The sequence below is a fragment of the Streptomyces sp. NPDC001890 genome (assembly GCF_042891445.1).
Classification (GTDB): domain Bacteria; phylum Actinomycetota; class Actinomycetes; order Streptomycetales; family Streptomycetaceae; genus Streptomyces.
In genome coordinates this window covers 1-14,188 of sequence record NZ_JBIATE010000035.1, presented here as the reverse complement: position 1 = coordinate 14,188, position 14,188 = coordinate 1, and the positions used below count along the sequence as shown (strand labels likewise).

Sequence of the window (14,188 nt, the reverse complement as noted above, 5' to 3'; positions counted from 1 at the left end):
GTCATGAGCAACGGCATCACACTCGTCCTCAGCGCATCAGGCAAGACCGGCCGGCGGATTGTCCCCCGGCTCAGGCTGCGCGGCGCACCGGTCCGCGCCGCCTCCCGATCGAGCCCGACCCGGTTCGACTGGTCCGCCCCCGGCGGCTGAGACGCGGCCCTGCGAGGCATCGCCGTCGCCTACGTGGTGGCCCCGAGCGTGCCGGGCCCGGTTCACGAGTTTGTGGCCCGGGCCGAGTCCGCCGGGGTGCAGCGGCTGGTCCTGCTCTCCGGGCGCGGCGCCGACGCCGCGGCTGCGGTGTTGACCGAACCCGGTCGGCACGCCGGACGGGTCCACGAGCTGAGCGGCCCGCGTGCGCTCACCTTCGGTGAGGCCGTTGAGCTCATCTCTCGGGCGTCCGGGCGGCCTCTCACCTACCGGCAGATTTCCCCCGACGAGTACGCCGGGACGCTGGTTGATGAGGGCTTCGGCGAGGACGACGCCCACCACCTGGCCGAGATGTTCGTGCTGATGGAACGTGGCCTGATCGCGGCGACGACGGATGACCTCGCCACTGTGCTGGGGCGGGCGCCCCGGACCTTCGAGGAGTACGTCGTGCGGGCCGCGGCGGCGGGAGCCTGGCGGCGATGAACGTCCCACGGCCCCGACCTGTTTCCGAACGAGTCGACGCCTTCTTCAGCAACATCGGAGCCAGTCCCCACAGCTATCGGAGGGACCGTGATGAGCACCGATGCCAGTTCGCTGACCGCCCAGGACCTGGAGCTTCTCCGACGCCCCTTGCACGGGTTCCTGTCCGTGGCCGGGGGCCACTTCCGCCACAACCTCGGCCGGTGTGGTTCGAGGTCACCGCCGCGGACACGATCCGAACTCGACCGGCAGGCGCTGGGCAATCTGCTCCAAACTCCATGCCGTCGTCCAGCGTCGGTCCCCGCAATGCGGTTTGTTCCGTCCCTTCCACGTCGGGCCGGCCGGACCCACTGGCTGACCGTCGGCGTCGGTGATGTCCCCGGACAACCGTGCCTGGACATAGTCACGCAGCCGCTGACTGCGGACGAGCTTGGCGGCCTTCGGCCGCCGGGCACGGCGTTCGGCGTGCCACTGCGCAGTCGAAGCCCGGTAGTCCACCTTGTAGGTGCGGGTGGACGCGTTACGGCGCAGCTCGAGTGCGGTCGGGTCGAGTGCGGACAACGCTCTCGCGGAGTCCTTCAACGCAAGCTTCAAACGCGAGATGCTCCAGGGCCGAAAGAGCTGGCCGGATGAGCGCCAGGCCCGACTCGACGCCTTCCGATGGCTCCACCGCTACAACACTCGACGCCGGCACTCCCGCCTCGGACACCGCAGCCCCAACACTACGAAGCCGCACTCGAAGCACCACCAACTACGCTGTCATCAGCCGCATAACCCGTGTTCAGGATTCGAGGTCAAGGCCCGAATACGAGACCAACCACTACCTCGCCACCGCGAAACCCCAGGTCAAAACCACAATTTGACTCTACCGAACCCGGGGCGGTTCAAGCCGCGGGTTCAAGACGCTGACCGGCCGGTGCGGTGGCCATCGCGGCCTTGCCGTGGACGAACTGGGTTGTTCCGCAGGTGGTGTCCCGGGTGGGGCTTGTACCGACACTGCTGACCGATCTGGTTCGACCGGCCGCGCACGCGGTGATGGATCCGGCAGCGCGTGGTCGCCTTCGTCTGTGCGCCATATCGCCGGCTCGAGAAATGTGACGCACACCCCTAGGCGCCTACCCATTGGTAACCTTATGGTTCCCCTCGCGCCATCGTCACCGAAGATCATGCTCCTGACAGTTCACCGTTCAGGCCGTGCAGCGTACGGACGCGAGAGGACCCCCACCGATGACCAGACGCCCCTGGGTGCACCGGATAGCCGCCACCGCTGTCTCCGTAGCCGCGCTCACGGCGCTGACCGCCCCGGCCGAGGCCGCGGCGAGCAGCACCTCCGCAGGCGCCGAAAAGGTCGACTACGCCACCTGGCAGATGGACTGCCAGTCGGTAATGGGCCAGGCCCTGCCGTACCTGAAGGCCCGCATCGCCGCCGCCGAGCCCGGTGAAAAGCAGGCGATCGTTTTCGACATCGACAACACCACGCTGGAGACCGACTTCGGCTTCAGCTACCCGCAGCCGCCCAACAAGCCGGTGCTGGACGTCGCCAAGTACGCCCAGGAGCACGGCGTCTCGCTGTTCTTCGTCACCGCCCGCCCGGGCATCATCTACTGGCCCACCGAGTACAACCTCGAACACGACGGCTACGACGTCTCCGGCCTCTACGTCCGCGGCCTGATCGACCTCTTCAAGGACGTCGCCGCGTACAAGACCGCCCAGCGCGCCGACATCGAGAGCAAGGGCTACACAATCATCGCGAACATCGGCAACAGCGCCACCGACGTGTCGGGTGGCCACGCCGAGAAAACGTACAAGCTGCCGGACTACAACGGGCAGTTGTCCTGACCCGACGCCGTCTACACCACCGCGCGGCCCCGTCGGCATCGACGCCATCAGAGGCAAAGCAGCCCCGGAACGTTCAGCGGGCCAGGCGGCCCAGCAGCGAAGGCGACGATGCCGACCAGTGCCGCGAAGGCCAGGACCCCGAGGTCGAGGCCAAGGTGTGCCTGGGTGCCGATGAGTGGCTTTGTTCACGACTCGCGGCCCTGCCTCACCTTCCGCGCAGTGGACACGGTGAGTAACAGTTGCATGTGCTCGAGTCCCAGCCCGGTCCAGGCTTCGTCCAACCGCGGTGAAGGGCACGCCCGCTGTGACTGGCTGGAACCCGGTGTCGCTGACCGTGATGCGTCGTGTCGGCGGCGCCCGCCACCCGTGACGGCCGGTTCCCGCAGCTTTGCAGGCATGCGGGTCTTCGTCACCGATACGGTCTTTGGCCGACCGTGGCCCCGTCGGCCGGGGGTACCGGCCGACGGGAGTACCTCAGACGCTTGCGGCGAGCCAGCCGATGGTCTCGGTGGTGTGCTTCCCGTCGCTCTTGGTGGCACCGGCGTACACCTCGTTCATGCGGATCAGGAAGCCGCTGGTGGTGACGTCGTGGATGCGGATACCGGGCGTCTCCGGACCGTTGAAGGTCTGGGTCATGGGGAGAACAACGACGCTGGAACCGGGCGGGAACGGGGTGGGGAACGTGACACGGGTGAAGGTCGACGTGTTGCCGCCTGTCGTCTCGATCGCGTTGTCGGACTTCAGCTCGATCTTGCCGGTCTGAATGAAGCTCATCACTGACTTCCTGCTCTTGAGGGTTGCTCGGCCGACGACGCCGGCCGAGCAAGGCATGTCCGGCGACCGGCCATGTATGCCGAAGTCCTACGGATGAGTGATCGCGTTCCAGCCACAGCCCGAGCGCGCCGCACCGCGGCTGGACAAGACCGTGGTCGGCGCGGACTTGGACAAGGTCACCTGTCACTCACCGTGTCCGCTGCACGGAAGCCGGCTCTGTCGCCATTTCGGGGGTGGCGGCTGGTTGATCACGGTGAGAGCAGGATGCGGCGTCGTAGGAGATCGAAGTTGGCTCGGCCGTATATCTGTCTCTTCAGCAGCTTGATCCTGGTGACGTTTCCTTCGACTGCTCCCGATACGTACGTAGATCGTGTCCTATGTGGTGAGTCGGATGAGCCTTTTGTAGCAGCAGAGGGCGGCGGCGAGGCCGAGGAAGGCCAGGTAGTTGCGGGGGGTGCCTCTATGTCTTTCGTCAAACGAGGCGTGGGGTTCGGGGTTCGTAGAAGGTGCCGTCGCGGAGCATCGCGAACAGCACGCTGATGCGATGGCGGGCGAGGCGGAGGAGAGCCTGGGTACGGGTCTTCCCGCGGGCCCGGCATCGGTCGTAGTAGGTGCGGGAGGCGGGATCGTGCAGGGCGGCGAAGGCCGAGAGAAACATGGCCCGTTTGAGCTGCCGGGTTCCGCCTCTGGGTGCGTGTTCGCCGTGGATCGAGGTCCCCGACGACTTCGTCGTTGGGGCGAGCCCGGCGTAGGAAGCGAGGTGGGCGGCGCTGGGGAAGCTGGTGCCATCGCCGACGGTGACCAGCAGGACGGCGGCGGTCCTGACCGCGACCCCTGGCATCGAGGTCAGGACCGTGGAAAGAGGGTGTGCCTCCAGCAGGGCCCGGATCTGGGCTTCCAGAGCCCGGCGCTGGTCATGGATGGCCGCGAGCGAGCGGGCCAGGGACGGCACCACGACATCCAGGGTGCCGGTCCCGGGCACCACGACGGTCTGCTCGTCGAGCGCGTCGAAGACCTCGTCGATCAGCCGGGCGGCCATGCGCGGGGCCTTGGGCCAAATCACTTCGACGAGCCTGTGGCGACCGGCTTTCCGCAGCGCGGCCGGAGAGCCGTATCGCTCGAGGAGCCAGGTGACCGCCTGGTGGTCCAGGCGGGGGCCAAGGACACGTTCGAGGCTGGGGTGGAACTGGGTGAGCAGGCCGCGTATGCGATTGCTGGTGCGGGTGGCCTCGGCCGCGAGGTCCTGGTCGAAGCCGACGAGGACCGTGAGCTCGGCGGTGATCTCGTCGGTCAGCTCCAGCGAGCGCAGGGTGTGTGGCATGGTGCGGGCGGCGTCCGCGATCACCGCCGCATCCTTGGCGTCGGTCTTGGCTTCGCCCGGGTAGAGGTCGGCGATGCGCCGCATCGCCAGGCCGGGCAGGTAGGCGACCTTGCAGCCGGCGTCCCGGGCGACCGTCAGGGGCAGGGCTCCGATCGAGGCGGGCTGGTCCACGATTACCAGCACGGTGCCGAACTTTGCGGCCAGCTTGTCGAACACGGCCCGCAGTTTCGGCTCGCTGTTGGGCAGTTGCTTGTCGAAGATCTTCTTGCCGGCCGGGGTCAGCCCGTGGCCGTGGTGGGCGCTCTTGCCGACGTCCAGGCCGAGGAACACGCCCACGTCACCGATGTCGTACAACCCATCCTCCCGAGCAGGGTTCGTGCGGTGCTGGCCAAGGCGTTGGCGTCGTTCGCGCGCATCCACGTTATGCAGACCTGCCGCCCGCAAACAGCCGGACATTGCACCCGGCCAGGCGGTAGTCGGACCTCTCATCAGCGTCTCCAACGGCGCCTCTCGGGCCCGGTGACACCACCCCCCCAGGTCATCGCTCGACAGGGGGACACAGTCATGCCGGGCCCGGAGGCCAGCGGCCCTCTTGCAGGGCCGCGAAACACATAATGGGGGGCTGGCCATACCGTCGACAGACCTGTTACCCGGATGGTGCGGCAGGTTTCGGACAACGAGGCTGAATGCATACGGATCCACCAAGCACAAGGGAACTCTCTGTGTTCAGCTTCAAGTCGCCGCGCCGCCGTACCGCCCGCATCGCTGCAGTCGGCGCTCTCGCGGCCGCGGCCTGCGCCACTGTCATGGCCGGCAGCGCCTCAGCCATCGTCAACGGGTCGGACTCCACCGAGAGCTACCCGTTCATGGCGACCATCCCGGAGTCGGCCCCGGACCAGGGTCTGATCGACGGGAACTGTGGGGCGTCGCTGATTGATCGACAGTGGGTGCTCACGGCGGCTCACTGCCTGAAGGTCGAGGGCATCAAGCTGGACGGCATCGTGCGGGTCGGCAGCGACCACCGCAAGTCCGGCGGCACGGTCCGGAAGATCGACCGGACCTTCGTCCATCCCGGCTATGTGAACGGCGACAACAAGGCCGCCAACAAGAACGACATCGCGCTGATACGCCTGGACCGCCCGGTCGCCCAGCAGCCCATCAAGATCGCCGAGCAGGCAGGACGGCCCGGCACGCCGACCCGGCTCCTGGGCTTCGGCACCACCGTCGACACCGAGTTCAAGTTCCCGGACCGGCTTCAGGAGCTGAACACCCGCAGGGGCGCCGAGTCCGAGTGCGCGCCCGGCTACGCGGACCGGACCCGGCTGTGCACGATCACCACCGTGCCCAAGGCCATGGCGTGCTTCGGGGACTCCGGCGGACCGCAGGTCCAAAAGGGCCGAGACGGCCGCTGGGAGCTGATGGGCGTCACCTCGGGGCCCGGCGCCCCGAAGGTGCCGTGCTCGCAGGGCCCCGGCCTCTACACCAGCGCGCCCGCCTACGCGGGCTGGATCGACAAGACCATGAAGACCAACAGCGCTCCGTCGACTGCGGCCAAGGGCTCCGATCTCGCCGAGACCGGCACGGACGACAACACCTCGGCGATTGCCGGCGTGGCCGCCGCGCTGATCGTCGCCGGTGGCGGCACTGCCGTCGCGGTACGCCGCCGCAAGACCCGCCACGTCGCCTGAGCGACACCGCTGCAACCCAAAGGCGACCCCCTTTGCCACGGGCCGCCGCCCTTCGCCGGGTCTTGCCCGCATCCCCGCTCCGAACCCCCGAGAAGCGCATCGCGCCCCGTGCCCCGCCCACCTTGCTCAGGGGAGGGGAGGGGAGGGGAGGGGAGGGGCACGGGGTACCGAGCAGAACCCGACCGGCCCTCAAGGTCAATAACCCGACGCCGGAAACGGGCACTCATCCGAGAGTCCTTCCTCGGTGAGTGACGGGAAGAGAGCTCTGAAGGCACAAGGTCACGAGATGATCGCGCCATGACTGAGATCGTCTTGATGTCCGACCCGAGGGTTGCAGCCGTGCCTGTTCAGGAGTGTGGTGAACGGCTCGTCGATGTGCGGCGGGACAACCCTCTCCTGGTTGATGAGCGGGAGTGGCAGGACTCCGCCGGTGCCTTCGCCCACCTACGGGAAGGAGTGCTCGATCGGCTCCTCAAGGCTCAGGCGCAGTTGCCTCAAGGGATGCGGCTGCTGTTTGTCGAGGGGTATCGCCCACCGTCCCTTCAACGCCGCTACTTCGACGAATACGCAACGCAGCTGCGGGCCGATCACCCGGAATGGTCTGCTGAGCAGGTCCGCTCGGCAGCCAGCCGCTATGTGTCCCCGCCTGAGATCGCACCCCACAGCGCCGGCGCAGCCGTTGACTTGACGCTCGGAGACGCCAACGGCTGTGAACTCGACATGGGCACCCACATGGATGCGACTCCGGAAGAGAGCGCGGGCGCCTGTTACACCCAGGCCGACAACATCAGCGACCAGGCCCGCTCTAACCGAGACATCTTGGGTACGGCACTTACCGCTGGTGGCCTGGTCAACTACCCCACAGAGTGGTGGCACTGGTCATACGGAGACCGCTACTGGGCCTTGCAGACCGGAGCGGCAGTCGCCCACTTCGGGCCCATGGAACTCGAGTGACTGCGGACTTCGCAAAGACCCAGGATCAGAAGTAGTCGCACCCCGGGGCAGGCCAGAGTGAGCTTGTTCCGCTTTGACGGACAGCATCGGTGTGGTGGTCAGGCCGCGAAGGTGGCCTCGTAGTCGGCGGGTGTGCGGTAGCCGAGACTGCTGTGCAGCCGCTGCAAGTTGTACCAGCTCTCGATCCACTCGAATATCGCGGTGCGGGCGGCGGCCCGGCTGGGCCAGAAACGGGTGTCGATCAGCTCGTTCTTCAGGGTGGCGTGCTTGGCGCGGGTGCGCTCGGCGAACCGGTGGCCTGTCGGCCAGGGAGAACTGGACGACTTGCTTTCGGGCGCGGGCTCCGGCCCAGGGCCGGCGGCCTCAGAAACGAGGGCTTGGAGGCAGTGGCGGTGCTGGGCGACAGCTCGTTCGGCGGCCTCGCTCAGGTTGTGTCAGAGGTGCCACCGGTCCGCGACCTGGACCGCCTGCGGCGCTCCGGCGGTGGCGCCCTCGGCGAAGAACGGCGCGCGGTCCCGGCAGACGACCTCCACGCCGGGCCGCTGGGCGAGCCACGCGGCCAGACTTGATGCTTCCCGGTCGGGGAGCAGGTCGATCGGGCGGCGGGTCTCGACATCGACCAGGACGGTGCCGTAGTAGCGGCCCTTGCGGGTGGCGTACTCGTCGACGCCGACCACCCGCGGCACCGGCACCTCCGGCTCGGGCAGCGCGTCGACCAGGCGCAATACCGTGCTCCGGCTGACGGCCACGCCGAGGACGGCAGCCAGTCGGGCACCGGCCCGGCCGGCCAGGGCGAGACCGAGTGCGGCCAAGGTAGAACGCAGTCGCTCGGTGCGCTGGCCATGCCTGCGGGTGAGGCCGGGTATCTGTTCCGCGAAGGTCCGGCGGGGGCACATGCTGTTCCCGCACCGGAACCGCCGAACCCGTATCTGGAGTACGACGCTTCGTCCAGCGCTCGGCACGTCAGCGGGAAACCGCAGGTAGGAGCTGTGAACCCGGGTCGACCAGACCTCGCACGCCGGGCAGGCGGCGCCGACCGTGGTGCACTGCGCGTCAACACGCACTATCTCGATGTCCACGTCTACCGACAGCACCGCGATGTCCGCGATCGACGGGAAGAACAGCTCTTTCAACCGGAGTGCAACCGCTTCCACGGCCCGTAACTTCAGCCCAACATGCGCGGCGACAGCTGATTTTCGGGCGACTTCCCATGCTGTCCCGAGTCGTCAGTCCTCACTCAGTGTGGCCGCTGCACGGAACCTGTGCCAGAACCCGCTCCGGTCCAAGCCCGCCATCGACGCCGACCGGGCCGGCCGCTGCACCGAGTCCGTCCGCGACATCGCCGAGGACTTCACCGTCCTCGCCGAAGCCCTCATGCACGGCACCTACGGCTCCGCACCGACCACCGAACTCCTCCACATCATCATCGGGCTCGAAGACCTTGTGCAGCAGGCAATCGCGGCCCTCGTCGTACGCCAGCGCTCCCAGGGCAAACCGCTCAGCGACCTCGCCCCCATGCTGAACCGCACCGAGGACCGACTGCGCAAGAAATACGACCCGCAGACCGTCGACCAGACCCTGGCAACCCGCCGCCGGCCCATGCGCGCAACCCCCAGCACTCAGTCCCCCGAGAGCGAAGTGCCCACGGCGAAGAACCTGCTGCGCCGGCCCCGCCAGCGCCTGGCCTGCGCACTCACCCTCATGTGGACCCGGTCCGGTATCTCCCAACGAGCGCTCGCCGAGCGCATGAACGTCGACCCGTCCTACGTCTCACGCATGCTCTCCGGCGAACGCGACGTCTCCTGGCAGCACTTAAAGATCATCACCGACACCTGCGACGGCAACCCCGACCTGATGAAACCCCTCTGGGAAGCGGCCGCCGGAGTACACCCCGTCGGCACCGAACCCGCCCGCTACCTGCGCACCTACCTGCGAGCCCTCCAATACGCCGCCGGATCCCCGAACGACACGACGATCCTCGCCTCCGCCCAGCACACCATCACCGCCGCCGAACTCCGCCAGGCGTTCAACGGACCCGGCGTCCCCGACTGGCCGGTCATCGCACAACTCACCACCACTTTGCAGAGCCTGCCCGACATCGCCCGCCCGCTGTGGCGCCAGACCCGCTCCAACTGCGAGACCACCATCCCCGCCGAAGCGTTCGGCTGACCACGACCGGCAGGAAAAGGACCATGAAACCCGCCCCGCTCACCGTGCTCACGAACGCCTTCTACGCCTTCTACGCCCTGCACCGCCCCGCCTACCACGCCTACGCGGCAGCCCACCTACCCCCAGAAGAAGCCCAGATAGCCGTCACCCACCTCTTCAACCTCGTCGCAGACAACTGGACCACCTTCGTCTCCGAGAGATGCCCCTCCGCCTGGGCCTGGCAGAGACACACCCGCGCCGTCGCCCGCCGCAACGGCCGCACCTTCGCCGCCGTCGAGGACGCCCACCTGCTCCACGACCAGCTGCTGCTGAGCATCGACCAGATCGCCACCGTGACCGGCACCGAACCTGCGACCGTCACCGCTCTCCTGGCCGCCGCCCGCGGCCCAGGACAGCCAGGCCCACACGCAACACCCCCCGCCTTCGCACAGCCGCAGTCTGACCAGCCGCCCCTCCTTGTGCGGGACCCAGACACCTCGGCCTGGACCAGCGCCGGGGTCAGCAGCTTGGTCTGCGGCTGCCGGCCGACCAGGACCGGAAGCCGCCTGTCCTCCGCCACTGGTTCCTCTCCCTCGCGCCGGCCGATCCGCTCACCGGGCACCCATGGTTACGGCCGCCCCAGAACTCGTTCCCGCGCGGTGGTGCGGCCCCGACCGTACGGAGGCCTCAAGTGGTCATCTCCAAGTGAGATGACTGACATTCCAAAGCATCTCCTCAGACAGGGAAGCGGCGGGGGCACGGCATTGCTGATGTCTCCGTGACGGTAGCGAGGAGGCTCTCGTCACCGCCCGCCCGCGCCGGTGAACGCCGGCCCGTCTGTTCCGAGAAGGTGCACATGTCCACCTCGTCCGACCTCCGGACCTCGCGCCGGTCCGCGACCGCCACCACCCCGCACGGCGTGCCGGGCTGGCTGATCGCGCTGCTGGCCGTCGCCTCCGGCATGACAGTTGCCAACCTGTACTACGCCCAGCCCTTGCTCTCCACGCTGGGCGGCGTCTTCCACACCGGCACCGCCACCACCGGGGCTCTGATCACCCTCACCCAGGTGGGCTACGTGATCGGCATGCTCTTCCTCGTCCCGCTCGGCGACCGCCTGGAGAAGCGCAACCTGGTCACCGCCCTGCTGGCGGTCACCGCCCTCGCCCTCCTTGCGGCCGGACTCGCCACCAGCTTCCCGATGCTGCTGATCGCCTCGCTCGTCAGCGGGTCCACCTCGGTCGTCGCCCAGATCCTGGTGCCGTTCGCAGCGAGCCTCGCTCCCGACCACGCCCGCGGCCGCATAGTCGGCCGGGTGATGAGCGGTCTGCTCACCGGCATCCTGCTCTCCCGCACGCTGAGCAGCCTGGTCTCCGACCTCGCCGGCTGGCGCACCGTCTTCCTCGGTTCCGCTGCCCTGATGGCCGTACTCGCCGTGGCCCTGCGCGCGGCCCTGCCGAAGCACCCGCCGACCACCACCATCCCGTACCACCATGTGCTGCGCTCCACCGCACGGCTGGTGCGCACGCATCCGTCGCTGCTGCGCCGCGGTCTCTACCAGGCGGCGATGTTCGGCGCGTTCAGTGCCTTCTGGACCACGGTCTCCTTCGTCCTCACCGGTCCCGTCTTCCACTACTCCGCGGTCGGGGTCGGCGTGTTCGCCCTCGTTGGCGCGGCCGGAGCGGCCATCGCCCCGTTCGCCGGGCACTGGGCCGACCGCGGTCTCGTCCGGCCCCTGACCGGTGTCGCCTTCGTGGTCGCCGCCGTGTCGTTCGCGCTCGCCGGGTTCGGCGGGCACAGCGTCATCCTGCTCGCCCTCGCCGCCATCCTCGTGGACATGGCGGTCCAGGCGACGCTGATCCTCGGCCAGCACACCGTCTACCAGCTCGACCCCGCTGCCCGCGCCCGTCTCAACAGCGCTTTCATCGCCATGTTCTTCGCGGGCGGAGCGGTCGGCTCCCAGCTCGGCTCCGTCGTCTACCACGCGTGGGGGTGGTCCGCCCTCACCGCCTTCGGCGCCGTGCTGCCGCTACTCGCCCTCCTGTACTGGCTCACCGAAGGTCGGCGCACGATGCCCGGCCCGGCCACGGAGGCGTGACCGGCGCAACCGCCGTCCGCATACGATGCCGGAACGGTCGAGGCCGCCGCCTTCGCGCCCAAACGGAGTGCGGCTCAACGGGAGTGATGATGGATCTGCGGCAGATGGAGGTCGTGGTCGCGGTGGCGGACACGGGCGGCTTCACGGCGGCGGCACGGCGACTGCACGTGGTCCAGTCCTCCGTGTCCGGTACGGTCCGCGCCCTCGAACGCGAACTGGGCACCCCGCTGTTCGACCGCACCACGCACCGCGTCGCTCTCACTCCGGCGGGCGAGGCGTTCGTACCCGCCGCTCGGGCAACGCTCCGGGCCGCGGAACAGGCCCGGGAGGCGGTAGACGCCGCCCGCGGCCAGCTGCGCGGGCGGGTCACGGTCGGCACCATGCAGGGGGTCTGGGCCGGCCTCCACCACGCCCTGGCCGCCCTGCGCGCGGAGCATCCGGGTGTGGTCGTGCAGCTGCGCCAGGCCGCCGTCGCCGACATCCGGCAGGCACTGCGCGAGGGCACCGTGGACCTGGCCGTGGTGGCGCTCGACCGCCAGCAGCAGCGCGGCCTGACGACCCGGTTGCTGTCCCGTGAGGACATGGTGCTGCTGGCGTCGCCCCGGCGGGTACTCGCCGGGGCGACGCCGGGCGGCGAGGTGCGAATCGCCGACATCGCCGCGCTGCCGCTGGTCGACTTCACTCCCGGCTGGGCCATCCGCTATGCGGTCGACCGGGCCTTCCGGGCCGCCGGTGTCGACCGCAGCACCACGTTCGAGGTCAACGACATCGTCGCGGCGGCCGAACTGGTCCGCAACGACCTGGGCGTCTGCGTCATGCCCGGGTCGATCGCGGACCGCTTCCCCGATCTTCCCCAGTACCGCTTCAACCACCACGCCCCGCATTGGAAGGTCATGGTGGTACGGCCGCCCGGCGAGCCGTCACCGGCGGTCGCCGCGCTGCTGCGGCACATCACCTGATACCGGGACGGCGAGGACGGCTCCGTCCCCGTGGCGCGTGCGTGCCCCCGCCGGCCCGGCGTCGGGTGCGCGGCACGCGGACGGAGTTGACCGACGCCGGTTGGCAGGCGAGGGCCACACCGAAGGGAGAGGAGTCCTCCCTCGTCCTCACTCAGCGTGGCCGTCGCTGGCCCAAGGACGGGGTGATGTCCAGGCCGGCTCTTGGCGACGTATTCCTGCGGGTCATCGCGCACTTCGTCGGGATCCCAGCAGACCCGGCTCAGTAGGTGCTGCAGTCCGGCCGGGGTGCGGTGACCAGCATGCTCGGCTAGGACTTGTCCGGTCGCTCATGTGACTACTGCCTGTCGGTGTCGTTGATGTGGGCATGGGGCGGGATGATCTGACAGATGCCGAGTGGGAACGGCTGCGGCCGTTCTTGCCGGTCAGTAACAGGCGTTGCGGCAGGTGGCGGGACCATCGGCAGGTGATCGACGGGATTCTGCACCGGGTGCGGACCGGGGTGCAGTGGCGTGACCTGCCCGAACGGTTCGGGCCATGGAAGACCGTCTAGGAACGCCACCGGTTGTGGTCCGTGGACGGCACATGGGAGCGACTACTCCAGCAGGTCCAGGCCCAGGCCGACGCGGCAGGTGAGATCGACTGGGACATCGCGGTCGACTCCACCATCGTGCGCGCTCATCAGCATGCTGCCGGCGCTCGGATCGATCCGTCACCGACACCCGCGTCAAAGGGGGCCGAAGAGGTGGAACACCAGGGCGAGACGCCGTGGCAGAGCCTTCTCGCCCGCCTGGTGGAGGTGGTGCTGGAGGTGAGGGCCTGGGCCGCTCGCGGGGCGGACTCACCAGCAAGCTCCACCTGAGCGCGGACGGCCGCTGTCGCACGCTGTCCCTGGTGGTCACCGGGGACAGCGGGCGGACTGTACCAAGTTCAAGCCGGTCCTGGAGAGATCCGCGTCCCCAGGACCGGTCCGGGCAGGCCGCGTCGGCGGACCCTCGGAACCGGCGGCCACGCCGACGAGGAACAGCCCCACCACCCGGCCTGAGGAATCGGCTGAAATCTGTTTCTTTCCCGGCTGGGCCAGTTCGGCCCAGAGTTCTCCTGCACTTTCTCTTGTACTTTCTCCTGCATCATTTCTTGCACTATCTGTTGCCCCCTCTCTCCGGGGCGTCGTGTGTTTATGCAGGTCACCATGCCTGTAAAAGCATGGTCGGGGTGCTGACATCCCCTCTGAGTACCCCCTGCCGCCCGACTACCGAAATGGAGAGGGTGGGGGCGGGGCGGGCGGAGCGCCTCGGGGTCGGCGGCCGGCAAGTCCCTCTCGCGCGTTGGCGGGGCCGCGCGCGCGGGCCGGGCCTGGTGCCCGGCCGTTTCCGAAGCGGGGCCGGAGCGTTGGAGGTGTACAGCGGCCCTGGGCGTCAGGCAGAACGTTCATCACCGTCGTTGGATGATCAAGGAATGCGGATGCATGAGGATGACTTCGACCCCATGGCCGACCACGATGTCGTCACCGAGCTGGTGTTGGACGCCGGACGCAAGCTCGCGGCCACCCGTAAGTCCGAGGCGGTGCCGTACTTCGAGACGGCCCTCGCACTCTACGCGCGAGCGGGCGCCGAACGGGACGCCGCACGCGTCCGTTGGCGCCTGCGGGCCGCCCGGGTCCGCCGCCGGCCCTCGACGTCCGGACTCTCCGATGCATGGCCCGAGCTGACGGCCGCGGAGCTACGGGTGGTACGGCTCGTGGCCCGAGGGCTGACCAACCAGCAGGTGGCCGAGCACCTCTCCC

12 protein-coding genes and 6 pseudogenes are annotated in these 14,188 nt (G+C 68.7%); 12 read left to right on the top strand and 6 right to left on the bottom strand.

The annotated features are described in order from the left end of the window. Positions 1 to 3 precede the first annotated feature (3 nt). Positions 4 to 630 (top strand): annotated as a pseudogene (locus ACFYY1_RS38645) (SDR family NAD(P)-dependent oxidoreductase). A gap of 234 nt (positions 631 to 864) precedes the next feature. Here ACFYY1_RS38645 and ACFYY1_RS38640 read toward each other — a convergent pair. After that, positions 865 to 1,167 (bottom strand): annotated as a pseudogene (locus ACFYY1_RS38640) (IS30 family transposase); the annotation flags it as partial. On the opposite strand from ACFYY1_RS38640, the pseudogene ACFYY1_RS38635 reads away from it, so the two are divergent. Together ACFYY1_RS38635 and ACFYY1_RS38630 are read left to right on the top strand one after the other, a co-directional pair. Then, positions 1,154 to 1,351, top strand: a pseudogene (locus ACFYY1_RS38635) (integrase core domain-containing protein); the annotation flags it as partial. The pseudogenes ACFYY1_RS38640 and ACFYY1_RS38635 sit on opposite strands and share 14 nt — an antisense overlap. A gap of 503 nt (positions 1,352 to 1,854) precedes the next feature. Beyond that, complete coding sequence (locus ACFYY1_RS38630; protein WP_388594221.1) at positions 1,855 to 2,466, top strand: HAD family acid phosphatase; 612 nt, start codon at positions 1,855 to 1,857, stop codon at positions 2,464 to 2,466. A gap of 474 nt (positions 2,467 to 2,940) precedes the next feature. On the opposite strand, the gene ACFYY1_RS38625 is transcribed toward ACFYY1_RS38630, so the two are convergent. The 3 genes and pseudogenes from ACFYY1_RS38625 to ACFYY1_RS38615 form a co-directional block, all read right to left on the bottom strand. Then, positions 2,941 to 3,240: a hypothetical protein gene (locus ACFYY1_RS38625; protein ID WP_388594219.1), complete on the bottom strand. Its 300-nt coding sequence runs from the start codon at positions 3,238 to 3,240 to the stop codon at positions 2,941 to 2,943. A gap of 375 nt (positions 3,241 to 3,615) precedes the next feature. Further along, a pseudogene (locus ACFYY1_RS38620) lies at positions 3,616 to 3,708 on the bottom strand (IS5/IS1182 family transposase); the annotation flags it as partial. A 4-nt stretch (positions 3,709 to 3,712) separates the two neighbouring features. Continuing rightward, positions 3,713 to 4,915 carry an IS110 family transposase gene (locus tag ACFYY1_RS38615; protein WP_388594218.1) on the bottom strand — a complete coding sequence of 401 codons (1,203 nt, stop codon included), beginning with the start codon at positions 4,913 to 4,915 and terminating at the stop codon, positions 3,713 to 3,715. A gap of 368 nt (positions 4,916 to 5,283) precedes the next feature. On the opposite strand from ACFYY1_RS38615, the gene ACFYY1_RS38610 reads away from it, so the two are divergent. Further along, the gene (locus tag ACFYY1_RS38610) at positions 5,284 to 6,249 is read left to right on the top strand and encodes a trypsin-like serine protease (RefSeq protein WP_388594216.1); all 966 of its coding nucleotides are present in this window, start codon (positions 5,284 to 5,286) and stop codon (positions 6,247 to 6,249) included. A gap of 297 nt (positions 6,250 to 6,546) precedes the next feature. After that, positions 6,547 to 7,203: a M15 family metallopeptidase gene (locus ACFYY1_RS38605; RefSeq protein WP_388594213.1), complete on the top strand. Its 657-nt coding sequence runs from the start codon at positions 6,547 to 6,549 to the stop codon at positions 7,201 to 7,203. Between the two features lie 98 nt (positions 7,204 to 7,301). Here ACFYY1_RS38605 and ACFYY1_RS38600 read toward each other — a convergent pair. Then, positions 7,302 to 7,463: pseudogene (locus ACFYY1_RS38600) on the bottom strand (integrase core domain-containing protein); the annotation flags it as partial. Positions 7,464 to 7,637: 174 nt separating this feature from the next. Then, a complete protein-coding gene (locus ACFYY1_RS38595) occupies positions 7,638 to 8,267 on the bottom strand; it encodes an ISL3 family transposase (protein ID WP_388594319.1) in 630 nt (209 codons plus the stop codon). 178 nt (positions 8,268 to 8,445) lie between these two features. Between ACFYY1_RS38595 and ACFYY1_RS38590 the strand changes: the two genes are divergently transcribed. From ACFYY1_RS38590 to ACFYY1_RS38560, 7 genes and pseudogenes are all read left to right on the top strand, one after another. Further along, entirely contained in the window at positions 8,446 to 9,372 is a 927-nt protein-coding gene (locus tag ACFYY1_RS38590) for a helix-turn-helix domain-containing protein (RefSeq protein WP_388594212.1), read from the top strand. A 23-nt stretch (positions 9,373 to 9,395) separates the two neighbouring features. After that, entirely contained in the window at positions 9,396 to 10,133 is a 738-nt protein-coding gene (locus ACFYY1_RS38585; RefSeq protein ID WP_388594210.1) for a hypothetical protein, read from the top strand. Positions 10,134 to 10,207: 74 nt separating this feature from the next. Then, entirely contained in the window at positions 10,208 to 11,446 is a 1,239-nt protein-coding gene (locus tag ACFYY1_RS38580; RefSeq protein WP_388594207.1) for an MFS transporter, read from the top strand. Between the two features lie 86 nt (positions 11,447 to 11,532). Next, the gene (locus ACFYY1_RS38575; protein WP_388594205.1) at positions 11,533 to 12,405 is read left to right on the top strand and encodes a LysR family transcriptional regulator; all 873 of its coding nucleotides are present in this window, start codon (positions 11,533 to 11,535) and stop codon (positions 12,403 to 12,405) included. 364 nt (positions 12,406 to 12,769) lie between these two features. Continuing rightward, positions 12,770 to 12,955: a transposase gene (locus ACFYY1_RS38570; protein WP_388594203.1), complete on the top strand. Its 186-nt coding sequence runs from the start codon at positions 12,770 to 12,772 to the stop codon at positions 12,953 to 12,955. A 21-nt stretch (positions 12,956 to 12,976) separates the two neighbouring features. Continuing rightward, positions 12,977 to 13,264, top strand: coding sequence for a transposase (locus ACFYY1_RS38565; RefSeq protein WP_388594201.1), 288 nt, complete (start codon positions 12,977 to 12,979; stop codon positions 13,262 to 13,264). Between the two features lie 602 nt (positions 13,265 to 13,866). Next, a pseudogene (locus tag ACFYY1_RS38560) lies at positions 13,867 to 14,188 on the top strand (hypothetical protein); the annotation flags it as partial.

Bases quoted from the DNA above. Each gene is read 5' to 3' on its own strand.
- ACFYY1_RS38585 (WP_388594210.1), top strand. From the start codon at position 9,396: ATGAAACCCGCCCCGCTCACCGTGCTCACGAACGCCTTCTACGCCTTC.
- ACFYY1_RS38580 (WP_388594207.1), top strand. From the start codon at position 10,208: ATGTCCACCTCGTCCGACCTCCGGACCTCGCGCCGGTCCGCGACCGCC.
- ACFYY1_RS38630 (WP_388594221.1), top strand. From the start codon at position 1,855: ATGACCAGACGCCCCTGGGTGCACCGGATAGCCGCCACCGCTGTCTCC.
- ACFYY1_RS38575 (WP_388594205.1), top strand. From the start codon at position 11,533: ATGATGGATCTGCGGCAGATGGAGGTCGTGGTCGCGGTGGCGGACACG.
- ACFYY1_RS38570 (WP_388594203.1), top strand. From the start codon at position 12,770: ATGGGGCGGGATGATCTGACAGATGCCGAGTGGGAACGGCTGCGGCCG.
- ACFYY1_RS38625 (WP_388594219.1), bottom strand. From the start codon at position 3,240: ATGAGCTTCATTCAGACCGGCAAGATCGAGCTGAAGTCCGACAACGCG.
- ACFYY1_RS38605 (WP_388594213.1), top strand. From the start codon at position 6,547: ATGACTGAGATCGTCTTGATGTCCGACCCGAGGGTTGCAGCCGTGCCT.